Here is a 17,136-nt window from a genome sequence, read left to right on the forward strand (position 1 = left end):
GAGAGATTTCAAATGATCGAATTAAAATATTTTCAGCAATCAGATTTCAATCAGCTTATTAGTTGGTTCAACACACCTGATTTTTTATTTCAGTGGGGAGGTCCTAACTTTAACTTTCCTTTAACTGAACAACAACTAGAAGATTATTTGAGAGATGCAAATAAAGAACATTCTAATGTTCTTATTTATAGCGTTTTTGATAAAGAACTTGAACGTGTAGTTGGACATATTTCATTAAAAAATATTGATAGAAAAAATAGATCAGCAAGAGTAGCTAAAGTAATTGTAGGAGATGAAAATGCTAGGGGAAAAGGGATTGGTCAAAACATGTTGACGGAAATTTTAAAAGTGGCATTTAATGAGCTCAAATTACACAGGGTTAGCCTTGGTGTATTTGATTTCAACACATCCGCAATTGCTTGTTACGAAAAGGTAGGATTCACAAAAGAGGGGTTACAAAGAGATAATTTTAAAAACGGTGATGAATATTGGAGCTTGGTGGAGATGAGTATTTTAGAGGACGAATGGAATGGTAGATAAATAAAAAAAAAGTTTACCAATTTATGGTCCTGAAAAGCAATTTTATTCAAATAAATATAGAGGAGGGTATGTATTTGGAGTCATTAGAATTAATAGGGCAGTTATTCGCTGGTACGGATAATTATTATGTAAAGAATCTCAAAGAAGAGAATCAAAATAAGGAATATGATGGTTGTACATTTAGTATTCAAAATTATACATTTAGAAGCCGGTTGGCTAAGAAAACACCAAAGAAGAAAGGATACTTTGTTGTTTTTTGGAAAAAGGGGAGTGACAATAAAAATCAAGCATATTCATTTGATGAAATGCCCGATAAATTAATCATTACAGTCATAGATAAAGAAAGAAAAGGTCAGTTCATTTTTCCGAAGACAGTGTTATTTAAAAAAGGGATTTTAAGAAATGAAAATTCTAACGGGAAAATGGCAACGAGAGTTTACCCTTCGTGGGAAACAGATCTAAACAATAACGCAATGAAGACGCAACAATGGCAAAAAGAATATTTCATCGATATGTCTGAAGGAATTGATACGCAACAAGTATTCACGTTGTATTTTACATAAAAGATTAAATTAATGAATCAAAATTTAAAGTACAGTTGACAATTATCTATAGTTAGATGTATCGTTAAAAGTAACTTTAGTGAAATGGAAGGGTGACCCAATTACATGAAGTATTAATCCTATTTATGAAAACAAACAATGTAAGGCTATGTGCAGATAATTCCTGCTTTATTTTATTATGTCTTTCATTGTCGTTTTTCAGGATAGGATTGGCTTTTTGTAGTTGGACCCAAGGGAGTAGTCTCTTTTGGTGTACACCTATATATTATATTGCCTCCTATTCTGATTGCAGATGGGGGCTTTTTGTTTCCCCTAAACTCGGAGAAAGGGGTTGTTTCGATGCTTTTATTCGAAGTACAAGATATAAAGCATTATGTTCGAGATCGGTTATTACTGGATATAAATCACCTGCAGATTCATCATGATGACCGTATTGGTTTAGTTGGTCGCAATGGGTGTGGGAAAACAACGTTACTTCAAATCATAAGTGGGAAGATTACGTCAGAAGAAATGAAAATGACGGAGCATACTTCAAGTGAACTATTGCCACAACTAAAACCAACAGGTACAACCAAAAGTGGTGGAGAAGTCACGCAAGAATATATTCAACAAATGCTTTCTGGAAATGCGGAACTATTACTTGTAGATGAACCGACGACAAATCTTGATACAGATCACATTGAATGGTTAGAAAAGAAATTGAAAGGATGGCCAGGCGCATGTGTCATCGTTTCGCATGACAGAGCGTTTTTAGATGCACTTTGTACAACGATTTGGGAAATAGAAGAAGGAAAATTAACGGAATATAAAGGGAATTACAGTGATTATGTTAATCAAAAAGATATAGAGAAGCGACAAAGGAAGTTCGCTTATGAAAAGTATGAAAGGGAAAAAAAGCAGCTAGAAGAAGCGATAAAATTAAAAGAAAAGAAAGCACAACGAGCGACTAAAACACCAAAAAAAGTGAGTAAGTCTGAAGCGAAAATAGCAGGAGCTAAGCCATATTTCGCAAAGAAACAAAAGAAATTACAAAAGACAGCCGCATCTTTAGAAACAAGGTTAGAGAAACTCGAAAAGGTTGAAAAAGTGAAAGAACTTCCGTCACTTAAGATGCACGTGCCAAACGAAGAAACGTTTAAAAATCGAATAATCATTCGTGCAGAGGATGTATCGGGTAGAGTGAACGAACGTCTTCTATGGGACAAAACAAGCTTCCATGTGCAAGGTGGCGATAAATTAGCGATCATTGGCCCGAACGGAAGCGGTAAAACATCACTGATTAGGAAGATTATAAATCAAAAATCTAGTATTACCGTTTCTCCATCAGTAAAGATAGGCTATTTTAGTCAAAATCTAAATATCTTAGCAGATGAAAAATCGATTCTAGAAAATGTCCAGTCTTCGTCAAAGCAAAGCGAGACATTGATTCGGACAGTACTGGCAAGACTACGTTTCTTTAACGAGGATGTTTATAAACGGGTAGATGTTTTAAGTGGTGGGGAGAGGGTGAAAGTCGCCCTCGCGAAACTATTTGTGAGTGATATTAATACATTGATTCTAGATGAACCAACGAATTTTCTAGATATAGAGGCTGTGGAGGAATTGGAATCGCTGCTTCAAGCGTACGAGGGTAGTGTAATATTCGTTTCTCACGATCGCCAATTTGTCGAGAATATTGCAACCCGAATATTAGAAGTTCGTAATCAGACCATACATGTGTTTGAAGGTAACTACCAAGCGTACAAACAGAGCCAATCACGAGAAAAACAAGATACACCCCATGATGATTATTTGCTACTTGAAACGAAAATATCTGAAGTGCTAAGTCGTTTAAGTCTGGAGCCATCTGAAGAATTAGAAAAAGAATTTCAAAGGCTCCTTAAACAAAAAAGGGAATTAGAAAAATAAGTTTTTCTAATTTAATTTTGTTGGGTGAAAATTGAAATGATCAAAGTACTAATAAAGAGAAGTAGGCGATTGTGACCCTACTTCTTTTCATCAACTTGTCCATATATGAAGAACTCCATGTTTTCTTGTTTTTGTTGAATATAAAGTGATTGGTTAGTAAGTTGTTGCAATCCTTGATACTCATAAAACTTATAGTTACAAGATGTATCTGTAAACAAGAAAAAGGTATTTAGATTCTCTGACGCCATATAGTCCAAAAAGCGTTGATATAACTGTTTTCCAATTCCCTTTCCGCGCACATTTTCACTTAAAACGAAAAAGGCTAGTTCTCCGTCAAATGAGGTGTTAACATTTTTTAAAAGATTCTCGTTAATGTCGGAAACTCTTGAAAAAATCTTAGCTAATTTACGTCCCTCCTTAGACAACCCTATTTGTACGATTGCAAAAAACTGCCTGATACGGAAGCGCAGAGGCTTACGATGCGTTTGCTTATTTTTCCCCATAACAACACCAACTGGCTTGCCGTCGGAAACAGCAACGCATGTAAATGTTTGATTGATTAAACAACTAGCAAGATAGACTTTTGCTATTTTTTTAGCGGTTTCTAAACTTCCCATACGATCATATTTCCAAGTCTTTAAAATAATCTCCTCGAGTGCAGGATAATCAGATGTCTGAAATGGTCGGTATTCTAACGTTGATTGTTTCATTGTGTTCCTCCATATAATTGACTTTATTGTTTATGTTAACTAGTATAATCTTTACAGTCACTGTAAGGTCAACGGAATAAATGGAGGAATAATTGTGGCATTTAAAAATACGAAACTATTTACAACAGGGCAATTTGCAAAGATGCATGATATCAATAATCGCACACTACATTATTATGATGATATTGGATTGTTTTCTCCAGCTCACAAAGGTGAGAATGGTTACCGCTATTACACTTATTCACAAAGTCCCATCCTTGAAATGCTATTAGCGATGCGAGAGTTAAACATGTCGATTGAAGAAATCGATGCATATATGAATAATCGTTCTGCAGATGCATTTCGCAATATTTTGCAGATGAAAATGACTGACATTGATGCGACGATTCAGCGTCTGACACAACTGCGACAATTATTGTTAGAAAAAGAGAAGCAAATTACGCTTTCTGAACACGTCATACTTGATACCATTGAGATTATTACATGTTCTGAAGATTATGTACTTTTAAGCTCTCCTCTCACCAGCTCTTTTGACGAGGATGACTTAGCTATCTTGAATGAACATATGCAAAAGGCAAAAGATTATCGGTTGTTTAATCAAAGATATGGTACCATGATTTCGGTAGAGAAAATCTTAGAGAAAGCGTTTCATAGTTATAATTACTATTATAGTGTAATAGATGGTGGAGAAAGAAATAACCGTCTTTCTATTAAGCCGGCTGGAACTTACATTCGAATTTTTTCTAAAGGAAATTGGGAGCAACTACCTAATGTATATGAAAAAATTGTTTCTTTTGCAAAAAATGATAGCTGGAAATTGACTGGCTATGCTTATGAAGAAGGAATAAATGAAATGACAATTGCTAGTATGGATGATTACATTACACAAATTTCTATTCGATGTGAAAAATTCTAAAAGATTTAATTGATTATAGGTGCTATTTGATCATAAATAGAAAACATTATCAACTTAATATAGTGGAGCTTTATGATATAGTAAACCGTATAAGGAAGGAAAGGAGATGTTGTATTTATGTATAACAAACGAAATGCTGAGATTGTAATAAACGGGGAGGTATGCACAAAATAGTCTGCATCTAACCTCCCAAACGTTTATTATCTAAACTTTAGGAGGAAATGAAATTGAATACAATTAACATGAAAAACTTAGGACTTACTGAAGCATTTATCGAGGAGTCTAATAAACATAACAACCTTTATATTGGCCGTGTGTCATCGCAATATAAAAATGTCTATAAGGTGATTACGGAAAATGGTGAAATGGCTGCTGAGATATCAGGGAAGTTTCATTATAGTGTAAAAGATCCTTCTGACTACCCTGCTGTGGGAGATTTCGTTATGATGGATAGAATAAATGATTCACAAGGCAATGGAATTATTCATCATATATTGCCACGTAAAAGCACTTTTGCAAGGAAAGCTGCAGGGACAAAGGGAGATATACAGGTAGTTGCTACAAATATTGATACCGTCTTTATTTGTATGTCGTTAAACAACGACTTTAACCTTCGGAGATTAGAGCGATATATTTCTATTGCTTGGGATAGTGGTGCAATGCCTGTTGTTGTTCTTACAAAATCAGATTTATGTGAGGATATCGAGGCAAAAGTTAATGAGGTATCTTCCATTGCAATCGGTGTGGATATTCTTGTTACAACAAGCACGTCCGATGACAGTTACCAATCCTTAAAAAAATATCTTTCTAATGGCAAGACAGTAGCATTAATAGGATCATCAGGTGTTGGGAAGTCGACCTTAATTAATTGTTTGATTGGTCAGGATATTTTAGAAACCAACGTGCTAAGAAATGATGATAAGGGTAAACATACGACCACAAGACGTGAACTGATTATGGTTCCGAATTTGGGAGTGGTGATCGACACGCCTGGCATGCGAGAGCTTGGTATTTTTCATGCGGATTTGAAAAAATCCTTTGCTGATATTGATCACCTGGCGAAACATTGTAAATTCAATGATTGTACGCATAAGAATGAGCCTAGTTGTGCAGTCCAGCAAGCCATTAAAGATGGTGAATTATCTCATGAACGGCTAGAAAGTTACTGGAAGCTGAAAAAAGAAACAAAGTATGAAGGCATGAATGCTAAAATGATTGAAAAAGAGAAAGCAAACGAAATGTTTAGTGCTGTGGGTGGCATGAAAAACGCCAAAAAATTCATTAAAGAACAAAATAAAAAGAAAAGATAATTGAAATATGCCAATTAGAAAATGAATGCGCATGAAATCCTATTAATAACCTAAAAAAGGTTCCGTACATTTTTTATAATGCTCGGAACCTTTTTTCGTTAGCTATTCTCATTCCAGATTAAGATTTAACTCTTAGTAATCTAAGTGCGTTTAAAATAACTAGCAATGCTGCACCCGTATCACTTAAAACAGCCATCCAAAGTGTCAGCCAGCCTGGGAATATAAATACTAGTGCGATTAATTTAATGAGGATAGAGAACCAAATGTTTTGTTTAATAATCGTTAATGCTTTTCTACTTAGCTTAACGGTATGTGGTAATTTTTCTAGATTATCTGCCATTAAGATAATATCAGCAGTTTCCATTGCAGTATCTGTTCCTGCTCCTCCCATGGCAATTCCTAAATCGGCAGTAGCAAGTGCTGGTGCATCATTAATACCATCACCAACCATAGCAACCTTGTGGCCCTCTTGCTGTAGTTTTTTGATGGCATCTACTTTATCTTCAGGTAATAATTCTGCGAAATAGCGATTAACAGTTGTTTCGTTTGAAATCGTCTTGGCTGTGCCTTCGTTATCGCCAGTTAGCATAACTAATTGCTTGATTCCAACTTGCTTTAATTGTTTTAATGCTGTTAAAGTAGTAGATCGAATGGAATCTGCAACAGAGATGATACCCATTACTTCATTTTTTGTCCCTATGATTACTACTGTTTTACCTTGATTTTGTATGTTGTTTATTTTTTTCTTGAGATGATCTGAAAGTACATTCAATTCTTCAAACAATTTTATGTTGCCTGCATAATAAACTTCTTCATCAATGGTCGCTTGCACACCTTTACCAACGATGTTTTTAAATAATGTTCCATCTTTACTTTGAATATCGTGCTCTTTTGCATGTGAAACGATAGTTTTGGCAATTGGATGTGTGGAATGCATTTCTAGTGTTAATGCCAAGGAAATCAAGTCTTCATTTGAGATAGTTAAGGGCTCAATTTTATCGACTTTCGGTTTTCCTTCTGTTAGTGTTCCTGTCTTATCAAAGGCTATCGCATCAATGATTCCTGCTTTTTCAAGAAACGTTCCACCTTTTATTAAAGCGCCATTCTTTGCAGCATTTCCGATTGCAGAAACAATAGCTACAGGAGTGGATATAACTAATGCACATGGACAGGCAACTACTAATAATGCAAGCCCTTTGTAAATCCATTCGTCCCAAGTGCCAAAGCCAAGCACAGGTGGTATCACAATGGTCGCTAATGCAATTATGAAAACAATCGGTGTGTAAAGACTAGCAAACTTATCAATAAATGCTTGCGTTGGCGCTCTTTGTTCCTGCGCTTCCTCAACCAAGTGAATAATTTTTGATAGGCTCGTGTCCTCGACAAGTTTAGTAACTATTATTTCAATTGATCCACTTTCATTAATTGTTCCTGCATAGACCGTGTCTCCTGTTAACTTATCAACAGGGATCGACTCTCCAGTAATAGGTGCTTGATTGACACTAGTTTCGCCTTGTATGATTTCACCATCTAATGGAATACGATCACCTGGTTTAACCACTATTTGTTGTCCTACTGCAATGTCACCCACTGGCTGTTTAACAAGTTCTGATCCTACCTTCACCCAAGCCTCCGATGGTGCTAGGTTCATTAGATTACGGATTGATGTTCTTGTTTGTTCAATGGAGCGATTTTGCAAAGCATTACCTAAGGCAAATAACCATACTACTGTTGCACCTTCGAACCATTCACCAATAAATGCAGCGCCGATTACAGCAGCTGTCATTAGAACGTTCATATCCAATGATCGACTTTTTATTGCATAATAAGCACTTCTCGCTGGCTTGTAGCCATTGATAATTATAGCAATAGCAAACAGCATAGTAATAAATAAAGAAGATGTACCATTGTATGAACCCATAAATCCGTAACCAATTAAGATTCCAGTAAAAGTAATTAAACCATAGCCTTCTTTATGTTTTACTGATGTATTGTCATTCGTTATTAAAGATGCTTTATAACCAAGCTTGCCTACTTCTTCAATAACTTTATCATCACTGTTTTCATGCGCTATCTGCATTTTTCCAGTAGAAAAATTTACTGTAACAGAATGAACAGCAGGAAGTGTATTTAAATGATTTTCAATGCTTTTAGCACAGCTACTACAGTCCATTCCAATCACGTTATAGGTTCTCGCATTGTTGTTTCGCGTATTTTGTGGCTCCTCTTCATTTATAGTTGTATTGTCAACGTCTCGACTACAACAACTTCTGTTATCTTCGGAAGTAATTGCTTCTTTATTAGAATCACAACAGTTATCGCTCATTTGTTTCACCCCATTAATCAATATGCTTTTCACAATAAGCAATATCGTTTTGAATATCTTCAAGTACTACGTCAAACATCGTTAATAAATCACGTACAAGTTGATTACGTACACTATAGTAAACATATTTTCCGTCTTTTTTACCTACAATAAGCCCACAGCCTTTTAAACATGCCAAATGCTGAGATATGTTTGATTGATTGCCATTTAGATCGTTAACAATTTGTGAAACAGTTTTTTCTTCTTCTTTTACACTTTCAAGTATTTGAACCCTTGTTTTATGTGAAAATCCATGCAAGAATTTCATCTTCGTTTGACTATCAATTTTAACCAAGGAAGTTTCCTCCTTCATATTCGTTCGTGCTAATATGTTTTGATGTTATTATATTAGCAATGACTAATATGTGTGTCAAATACTTTATTAAATTAGTCATTACGGTTCATTTGTTGCGATTGTAACGTCAAAAAATTGATAAACAATGAGTATTTATTTAAACTAGCGTTAAAAGAAAATGAGGGGTAAAAATGAGCGGATTCAAAAATGTATTATTTATTCTCATAGCGTTACTTCTATTGTCTGCTTGTAATACTGGTGTGCAAGACGAAGCAGACGAAAATTCGAATAGCCAAAATACTGATGAAGAAACGGTAACGGATCAAGATAATAGTGAAGATGCAGAACAAGCCAATGACGGTGAATCAAATGAAGATCTATCCAATTTTCCAGAAATAACATATATAAGCGATAAAATAGAGATTGACCAATATGAAATGATGGTAGAGACGGATAACGAAGGTTCGCGCGTAATATTGTATTCTAAAGATGGACAAAAACATTATAAGTCTGTTTATGTAAAAGATGAAAAGCGATTGAAATTATTAGATATACATGAAGGTGGAGAGCCGTTAATAAATGAAGTGATTCAGTAATTACAATGCTAACAAGTGAATCAGTAAACACAAAACACCCCTAAAGTTAGTTTTTGTACTTTAACTCTAGGGGTGTAGTTTTTTCATTATATTTAAATTTTTTCTTGATAATCTTCCCTTAGTGCTTTGACAAGCGATACAATCATAATCAGCAATATAAAGGCAAATGGAAATGCTGAAACGATAGAGGCAGTTTGCAAAGCTTCCAGTCCTCCAGAAGTAAGTAAAACAGCTGCAGTTGCTGCTTGAATAACGCCCCAAATCATCTTTATCTTGTTTGGTGGGTTCAAGCTTCCATTTGTTGTTTGCATACCTAATACAAAGGTTGCTGAGTCCGCAGATGTTATGAAAAATGTACTAATTAATAAGATAGAAACAATTGTTAATATAGAACCATAAGGAAATCCTTCAAATAAACCAAATAAAGTTTCTTCTTTTGCTAGCTCTGTTAAACCCGTGTTAATGCCATTTAATTCTTGGAATAGACTAGATCCACCAAAAACAACAAACCATAACGCACAAAAGATTGTGGGAATAAATAGAACACCAAAAATAAACTCGCGAATGGTTCTCCCTTTTGAGACACGGGCAATAAAGGTACCTACGAACGGAGACCAAGCAATGAACCATGCCCAATAGAAGACAGTCCAATCTTGAACCCAACCATTAGTATTCTCGTCAAAAGGTGCTGTATTAAATGTAAGGGATGGAAGAGCACTTAAATAGTCACCTATTGTAGAAACTAATGTATTAAATATAAAAGTAGTTGGCCCTAAAATAATTGTAAGTACAAGAAGTAATATTGCCAATACTATATTCGTATTACTTAAGTACTTGATTCCCTTACTTAAACCTGTCCAAGCAGAAAGCATAAATAAGATAGTTACAATCACAATAATAATCAGCTGTGTTGTAAAGTTATTTTTAATATCTGATATGTAAGACAGACCTCCACTAATTTGTGAAGCACCTAACCCTAGTGAGGTTGCAACACCAAAAATAGTAGCAAATACTGCAATAATATCAATTAAATTACCAATCCATCCATTTGTTCGATCACCTATTAACGGTTGGAAAGTTGAACTGATAAGACCTGGAGCACCTCTTCTGAATTTAAAGTAGGCAACAGATAATGCGATCACTGTGTAAATGCTCCACGTTTGTAACCCCCAGTGAAAAACGGATGATCTTAAAGCGAATTTAGCTGCCTCAATACTTTCTGGCTCTGCGTTTGGAGGTGCGGCGAAATGAGCAAGTGGCTCTGCGGCTCCCCAGAATATAATTCCGATTCCCATACCTGCACTGAATAACATAGCAAACCATGTGATTGTATTATACTCTGGTCTATCTCCATCTTTCCCTAAGCGGATACTTCCATAACGGCTGAACATCAGGTAGATAGAAAATAGTAAGAAGATAGCAACAGAAAGTATGTAAAACCAACCAAATTGTGAGGTTAGGAAGGATTGAATGTTCGAAGTAATTGTTTCAAGATTTTCTGGCGCAACAACGCCCCACAGTACAAAAACACCTGATATAATTAATGATATCCAAAAAACTTTTCCAATTTGAGTCATAAAGAAGCCCTCTCTTTAACATGTTGTTTGATTCGTAGTTGTTTGTATTTAATAGAATAAATTGGTTACAACCATTTTGTTGTATAGAGAAAATCCTCCTTTTTCAAAATAGTTTAACCAAAAAAAATACAAAGCAATCCATTAAATATATAGAACGACCTTTCTATTTTTAACATAAGATACATAGGTTATCAACTATAAGACACTATCAAGTTTGTCTAAATAGTGAATAGATAGACTGCTAACGTAACCCGAAGTTTGACTAAGAAAATAGCAAACGGTATTCTGAAATACATAAGTGGAGTGACATATTAAAGGAGACGATGGTTAGATGAGTCGATCTGAAAAAAAGGATATGCTACTTAAAGTAGCTGAACAATTATTTTATGAGTATGGATTCCGTGGTGTGGGGCTAAAGCAAATAATTAAAGAAGCAAATGTGGCAAACATGACGCTTTATAATCATTTTGCCTCCAAGGAAAAGTTAGTCGAAGAAGTTCTTAAACAGCGAGAAAATCGTTATTGGTCTTATTTAGATTCGCAAATCACATTTGATAGTGATTCTCCTTTTATTCAGGCTGTTGAAGCACATGGTTGTTGGTTAAAAAAGGAGTCTTACAAAGGGGACATGTTTTTAAGGGCAATAGCAGATTATGCTGGGGCAGATAACGAGATTGAAAACATTGCAAGAGGTCACAAGATTAAACTTTTAAACTATTTTCAAAAAATAGCTCAAATAAAAGATGAAAAAATGGAGCAAGACTTGGCCCATCAATTTACTCTATTGCTTGAGGGAGCGACTTCCATGACAACACTAGTTGGAGCAGAAAAAGCGACAGCGTATTCACTTGAGATTGCTAGGAAATTGGTAGAAGAAACGGATTGATGATTAAAATGGAAAAAAGATTCTTATATGTAGTTAATTAAACTCTGTTTTTAAGTGAACTTTACTAAATAGGTAGACTAAAAAATGCTAAATTACCTGTACTATAATAATCATTTTTTTGTTATTATTAACTTGTATAGAATATATTAAAATTTGAAAAAGAATAAACAATCATTATCTATAAAAAAAGATAAAGGCAAACCTACTGAAAGGTTGGGACGCAAAACTTTAGGGGCTAAGGAATCAGTCTATGCCAGCCAGTTACCGTTAAACAAGTACACTTTCCTTGTTAGCGGAAGTGTGCTTTTTTGTGAGAGGAGGTTCATCATGAATAGAAAGTTAATCATTATTTTACTAGCAATATTAGCTTTATTATTAGTTGTTGGTTGTAACACAGACGAGTCATCACAAGATGTAGAAGCTGAAACAACAAGTAAAGATGTTCTTTATAAAAATGCAACATATGATATTGTGGTAGAGAAAAATGATGATTGGGAATTAAAGTCTGATGCAAACACAGATAATCTTAATGTCATCCTTCGTAATGGGAAGTCTCAAGCAATTATTTCTTCTGTTTCGAGTGATCGAAAATTTGCAGCTGTTAAAAAGGAATTAAAAGCTAGCACAAAGAATATTAAAATCATTTCTGAAGACAATAATCGGCTATCCTATCAATCAACGTTAGAGGATGCTATCCTTACAGATGTGTATTTTAAAGAACATAATAGCTCTATTAATTTAATTATTATTTTTATGTCACCTGAATCAGCATATGAACAAGCGAAACCTAGTGTGAAGAGCTTGTTAAAACATATTAAACAATTATAGAAAGGAAGAGATGGCAATGAAAAAACAGTTATTTGGTTTGGTATTAAGTGTAGGATTGTTAGTAGGTGGTGGACAAGCTTTTGCAGATGAAGCAGAAGAAGTGATCAACCCTGAAGCAGAATTATATGATACAACGCGTTTAATGGAAGAAATTGAATATGATTTAACAGAGAATAAAGTAGGTAAAGCAATTCTTCAGGATCAATATGCAACAGAAAGAATGGAAGAAGTCGAAGTAGCTATTGAAAATGGAGATATGGATAAAGTAGAGCAATTAATTAAAGAATCACAAGCAAGCACAAATCAAGCAGATGCGGATTTAACTGAAGCAGAATCAACGGATGATGACAATGATTCAGAAGATATAGATGAGGTTGAAAGTACGCTTGCAGACCGATTAGAAGAACGCATTGAGACATTGAATGCTTTGTTAGACAGAGATGACTTACCAGAACAAGCTAAGATTAATATCTCTTATGTGATTGAAAAATTGGATAATTTGAAAGAACGTGCGGAACAAAGAGCTGAATTAAAAGCTAAATTTGCTTCAGGAGAAATTACCAAAGAAGAGTTTAAAAGTGAAATGAAAAAATTAGCTAAGCAATTTAAAGAAGAAGCAAAGAAGGATAGGGAAGAGGCTAAAAAAGAAAGAGAAGAAGAGCGAAAAGAACGTGAGGAAGAACGGAAAGAAGAAGAAGCAGACCGCAAAGAAGATGAACTAGAAGATGCTGAAGAGCGCGAGGAAGATGAAGTAGAGAAAGCTGAAGAGCGATTAGAAGAAGCAAGAGAACGTGAAGAAGAACGAAAAGAAGCAGCGGAAGAACGCAAAGAGGAAAAAGAAGAGGAAGCTAGAGAAAGAGAAGAAGAACGTTTAGAAAAAGCAAAAGAGCGTGAAGAAGAGCGCTTAGAGAAGGCTAAAGAACGAGAAGAGGAACGTGCAGAGGCTGCAAAAGAGCGTGAAGAAGAACGTCTAGAAAGAGAAGAAGAGCGCAAAGAAGAAGCAAGAGAACGTGAGGAAGAAAGAAAAGAAAAAGCCGAAGAGAAAAAAGACAAAGACGATGATGATGAGGAAGACGAAGAAGACGAAGATTAATGGAAATGGGACATTGGGGTCTGACCCCAGTGTCCCATTCTTATGTTATAGTATAGATTATATAAGGTTTAAATGGAAAGGAATCATTTAATGAAAAAGAAAAATACTTTAGAATATAAAATGAAGGTTTATTTTTCACTTATCTTTTTTTCGGCGATAATATTGCTGGGTCTTAGTATTATGCATTATAGTAATGAAAAATACCAGGAGCAGAGCTATCAATATCTGAAGCAAACAGTAGAATCCAATATTAGTTTATTAGACAAATATTTTAGTAGTTTGCAAAATGTGGCTCAAATTATAGTTAGTGATCAAGATGTAAGAACTGCAGTGGCCTATAGAAATCAAGTTGAAGAAATAGATTATTCGATAGAATTATATAATCACTGGAATGTAGATGAAAAATTACAGCATCTCAAAATGTTTCCTTATGTTACAAACGCTGTAGTTATTAGTAGTAATGAAAAAGGAATCTATTCTTATAAAGAAACGGTTAATGAAAATTATAATTTTGGAGAACAAGAATGGTTTAAAAAAATGCGGGAAAAAGAAAGCGCTTCCTTCGATAGCTTTTTTTCTGATTATCATAATACGGACTACTTAAAAAATAATAAGGGAAAAGAAACGATATCGATGGTCACTCCAATCTTAAATAAGCAATCCTTTGATTTTAAAAATAGTTCTTATCTCTTATCTGATGTAGATATCTCATCTATTTTATTAGAAAATACAAGAAAAGATGGGGCGCAGCTGGCAATTACCAATGGTTCAGAATGGATTCATCTACCTAAAATGGAGGGTGTAACAAATCAACAGTTAGAAGCAATAAAAAGAAAAATAGCTAATGATGAGAAATATTTTTTGATAGATAGTAATGGGCGAAAAGGACATGATCTCTTAGTTGTAAGAAATACGACAAATACAACTGGCTGGAACATTGTAGGTATTCAAAGTCTTAAGGGAATACAAGACACGAAGATAACTGTACTTTTGTTTATTATATCAATGATTATTATATCGGGGCTGATTATTGCAATCGTTTCAGGTGTTATTTCTAAAACAATCTTAAATCCTGTGAACCAACTAATTGGAGATTTTAATAAAGTTGCTAAAGGTGATTATTCAGTTAAGTTTGAAGACAAAAGTAGTGAGGAAATATCTAAGATTTCAAGGTCAGCAGACAACATGATTCAAAATATGCTACTACTTTCAAACAAGGTATTGGAAGAACAGAAAAAACTTTCAAAAGCACAAATTAGATCGTTACAAAATCAAATTAATCCTCATTTTTTTAACAATGCTTTACAATCAATTAAAGCACTCTCAATCAATGGTGAAAGTGATAAAATCTCAAAATTAAGCACCTTATTAGGTAAAATGCTATCATACTCTGTTTATCAACCCTATGAACACGTAGCTCTGCAAACAGAGTTAGAATATATAGAGCACTATATTATGATCCAAAATGTTCGCTTTGAAGGGAAGTTCTTTTATTCCATCGATTGTGACGAGGAATTAAAAAATGTAAAGGTTCCTAAATTAATTATTCAACCCATCATTGAAAATGCTTTAAAACATGGATTTGAGAATCGGGAGAGAGGATTTTTAAACATCTCTGTTGAAAAAGAAGGTGAGGAAGTTTGTATTCTTATTACAGATGATGGGAAAGGAATGGAAGACAATGCTGTGACATTTATAAATGGAGAATTGCGCTATAAAGATTCCTATTCATCACATAAAAGTATTGGGTTGTTGAACGTAAATCAACGAATTAAAAGTGAGTTTGGGGAAGCATATGGCTTAGAAATTATATCTAAGAATAAAAAAGGAACGACCGTTATTATTAATCTTCCATATATCAGATAGAGGGGGGCCAAAATGTTAAAAGTCTTATTAGTGGATGATGAATTGCTTACTATTCGTATGTTGGAAAGTTTAATTGATTGGGAAAAGTTTAATTTTGAGTTAGTTGGTTATGCAAAGGATGGCATGGAAGCATATGATGTCTTTTTAAAGTGTGAACCAGATATTGTTATTACTGATATACAAATGCCTAATATGACTGGGATGGAGTTTATCAAAAAAGTTAGAGAGAGTAATAAACAAACAAAAATAATCTTAGTCAGTGCGTATGGTGATTTTTTGAATATACAAGCAGCTATGAAGATGGGATGTTCAGACTATATACTAAAACCAATCGATGAACAAGAGTTAAATGAAGCTTTAAAAAGAGTCGCAGAAAAAATTGACGTTGAAGAAGAACAAAAGCGTATGATTACTCAAAGTGAATTGCAAATCAGAAAACTTGAGCTTTGGAATTACATGAAAACAGGGGTGAATAAAAATCATATCTTAAAGCTTCAAAAAGGATTAAATTTAAATTTTAAAAGCTATTATATTTTAATTTTTGAACTGTATTATAATACGATTGACGAATTCGTTAATATGCAAAATATTGAATCTTTACAGATGGGCTATATTACTCGTGTTATGAACAATAAGCTTAATGACTATCAAAATATTTTTTTTGAATTCGATGGTAACTCATGGATAGCCTTGCTCTCTGATATTAATCAAGAAACGCTTATTCAGCTTAGTAGGGAAATAATGACGACATTAAAGGATGACTTTAACTTAAATGTGAAAGTGTGTTTTAGTGACACAATAAGTGATTTTAAAAAATTACCAATAAAATATAAGCAAACAAAGCTTTTGTGTAGATATAATTTTTATGTAGATAAGGAAGATATATTAGGTTACGGTTACAACTGTAAAGAAGAAGATTTTAAGCAAATTCAACGTAATACATTAATGAATGAAGTGGAAGAAGCTTTAAAAGCAAGGGATATTGCCGGTGCAGAGAGGCTATTAAATGAGATTTTTCACTTATCTAAACAAATTAACCCTTTTGAACTAGATCTTATTTATGAAATTTGTTTTGAAATTATTATGATTTTAAAGAAAAGTATACCTAGTAATAGTAAACAAATGGACTATTTGTCCGACATTTCATATCAAGATGTATTAGATTTGAAATCAATAAACAATCTTAAAGATTACATGTGGGAATTAATAACAGATGTTCTAAATCAACATGAGCAAAACACGCAGCCATATAGTGATCTGGTTAAGGAAGGTATAACGATTATAGAAAATAATTATAATAAAAGTCTCTCTTTAGAAGATATTTGTAATGAAATTTCAATTAGTAAAAATTATTTTTGTTATTTATTTAAACGAGAAGTCGGTATTAGTTTATGGCATTACTTGACCGAATTCAGGCTAAAGAGAGCCAAGGAGCTTTTACTAGAGACTGATATGAAGAGTTATGAGATATCTTTTCAGGTGGGCTATGATAATCCGAGTTATTTTTCGAAATTATTTAAAAAATATGAAGAAATGACACCAAATGAATATCGCAAACATGTGCAGATACAGAAACAGTAATAAACTTGTAGAAATGAATAATTTACTTACTTTTTTTATTCTATAACCTTCTTTATAGTGAAGGAGAATCTTAATGTAATCATGTTGCTGTATATCGACAGA

Annotated in this window: 15 protein-coding genes and 1 riboswitch; of the genes, 11 read left to right on the forward strand and 4 right to left on the reverse strand. The window is 33.9% G+C overall.

Translation table 11 applies throughout. From position 1 onward, the window contains the following. Positions 1-12: 12 nt before the first annotated feature. The 3 genes from HP569_RS11550 (at position 13) to HP569_RS11560 (ending at position 3,011) form a co-directional block, all read left to right on the forward strand. Complete coding sequence (locus HP569_RS11550) at positions 13-540, forward strand: GNAT family N-acetyltransferase (RefSeq protein WP_182201327.1); 528 nt, start codon at positions 13-15, stop codon at positions 538-540. A 74-nt stretch (positions 541-614) separates the two neighbouring features. Further along, positions 615-1,103, forward strand: a complete 489-nt coding sequence (locus tag HP569_RS11555; RefSeq protein ID WP_425501867.1) for a MepB family protein — start codon at positions 615-617, stop codon at positions 1,101-1,103. Positions 1,104-1,442: 339 nt separating this feature from the next. Beyond that, positions 1,443-3,011, forward strand: coding sequence for a Vga family ABC-F type ribosomal protection protein (locus tag HP569_RS11560; protein WP_182201329.1), 1,569 nt, complete (start codon positions 1,443-1,445; stop codon positions 3,009-3,011). Positions 3,012-3,088: 77 nt separating this feature from the next. Here the strand turns inward: HP569_RS11560 and HP569_RS11565 are convergent, their stop codons facing one another. Further along, on the reverse strand, positions 3,089-3,721 hold the full coding sequence (locus HP569_RS11565) for a GNAT family N-acetyltransferase (protein WP_182201330.1): 633 nt from the start codon (positions 3,719-3,721) through the stop codon (positions 3,089-3,091). 94 nt (positions 3,722-3,815) lie between these two features. Between HP569_RS11565 and HP569_RS11570 the strand changes: the two genes are divergently transcribed. After that, complete coding sequence (locus HP569_RS11570) at positions 3,816-4,637, forward strand: MerR family transcriptional regulator (protein WP_182201331.1); 822 nt, start codon at positions 3,816-3,818, stop codon at positions 4,635-4,637. 227 nt (positions 4,638-4,864) lie between these two features. After that, on the forward strand, positions 4,865-5,947 hold the full coding sequence (gene rsgA, locus HP569_RS11575; protein ID WP_182201332.1) for a ribosome small subunit-dependent GTPase A: 1,083 nt from the start codon (positions 4,865-4,867) through the stop codon (positions 5,945-5,947). Positions 5,948-6,065: 118 nt separating this feature from the next. On the opposite strand, the gene HP569_RS11580 is transcribed toward rsgA, so the two are convergent. Both HP569_RS11580 and HP569_RS11585 read right to left on the reverse strand, forming a co-directional pair. Continuing rightward, entirely contained in the window at positions 6,066-8,273 is a 2,208-nt protein-coding gene (locus HP569_RS11580; RefSeq protein ID WP_182201333.1) for a heavy metal translocating P-type ATPase, read from the reverse strand. A 13-nt stretch (positions 8,274-8,286) separates the two neighbouring features. Then, positions 8,287-8,580, reverse strand: coding sequence for an ArsR/SmtB family transcription factor (locus tag HP569_RS11585; protein ID WP_246367138.1), 294 nt, complete (start codon positions 8,578-8,580; stop codon positions 8,287-8,289). Between the two features lie 218 nt (positions 8,581-8,798). Here HP569_RS11585 and HP569_RS11590 point away from each other — a divergent pair, with 218 nt between their 5' ends. Beyond that, positions 8,799-9,203, forward strand: a complete 405-nt coding sequence (locus HP569_RS11590) for a hypothetical protein (protein WP_182201335.1) — start codon at positions 8,799-8,801, stop codon at positions 9,201-9,203. Positions 9,204-9,295: 92 nt separating this feature from the next. Here the strand turns inward: HP569_RS11590 and HP569_RS11595 are convergent, their stop codons facing one another. Further along, the gene (locus HP569_RS11595; RefSeq protein ID WP_182201336.1) at positions 9,296-10,780 is read right to left on the reverse strand and encodes a glycine betaine uptake BCCT transporter; all 1,485 of its coding nucleotides are present in this window, start codon (positions 10,778-10,780) and stop codon (positions 9,296-9,298) included. 331 nt (positions 10,781-11,111) lie between these two features. Between HP569_RS11595 and HP569_RS11600 the strand changes: the two genes are divergently transcribed. The 5 genes from HP569_RS11600 to HP569_RS11620 all read left to right on the forward strand — a co-directional run bounded on the left by HP569_RS11600 (position 11,112) and on the right by HP569_RS11620 (position 17,034). Then, positions 11,112-11,666, forward strand: a complete 555-nt coding sequence (locus HP569_RS11600; RefSeq protein ID WP_182201337.1) for a TetR/AcrR family transcriptional regulator — start codon at positions 11,112-11,114, stop codon at positions 11,664-11,666. 185 nt (positions 11,667-11,851) lie between these two features. Further along, a riboswitch (cyclic di-GMP riboswitch) is annotated at positions 11,852-11,935 on the forward strand. Between the two features lie 58 nt (positions 11,936-11,993). After that, the gene (locus HP569_RS11605) at positions 11,994-12,494 is read left to right on the forward strand and encodes a hypothetical protein (RefSeq protein WP_182201338.1); all 501 of its coding nucleotides are present in this window, start codon (positions 11,994-11,996) and stop codon (positions 12,492-12,494) included. A 16-nt stretch (positions 12,495-12,510) separates the two neighbouring features. Then, a complete protein-coding gene (locus HP569_RS11610) occupies positions 12,511-13,587 on the forward strand; it encodes a DUF5667 domain-containing protein (protein ID WP_182201339.1) in 1,077 nt (358 codons plus the stop codon). A gap of 90 nt (positions 13,588-13,677) precedes the next feature. After that, complete coding sequence (locus HP569_RS11615; RefSeq protein ID WP_220464467.1) at positions 13,678-15,453, forward strand: cache domain-containing sensor histidine kinase; 1,776 nt, start codon at positions 13,678-13,680, stop codon at positions 15,451-15,453. 12 nt (positions 15,454-15,465) lie between these two features. Continuing rightward, positions 15,466-17,034: a response regulator transcription factor gene (locus HP569_RS11620; protein WP_182201341.1), complete on the forward strand. Its 1,569-nt coding sequence runs from the start codon at positions 15,466-15,468 to the stop codon at positions 17,032-17,034. Positions 17,035-17,136 lie beyond the last annotated feature (102 nt).

It is taken from the genome of Paraliobacillus salinarum, from assembly GCF_014083865.1.
Taxonomy (GTDB): domain Bacteria; phylum Bacillota; class Bacilli; order Bacillales; family Amphibacillaceae; genus Paraliobacillus; species Paraliobacillus salinarum.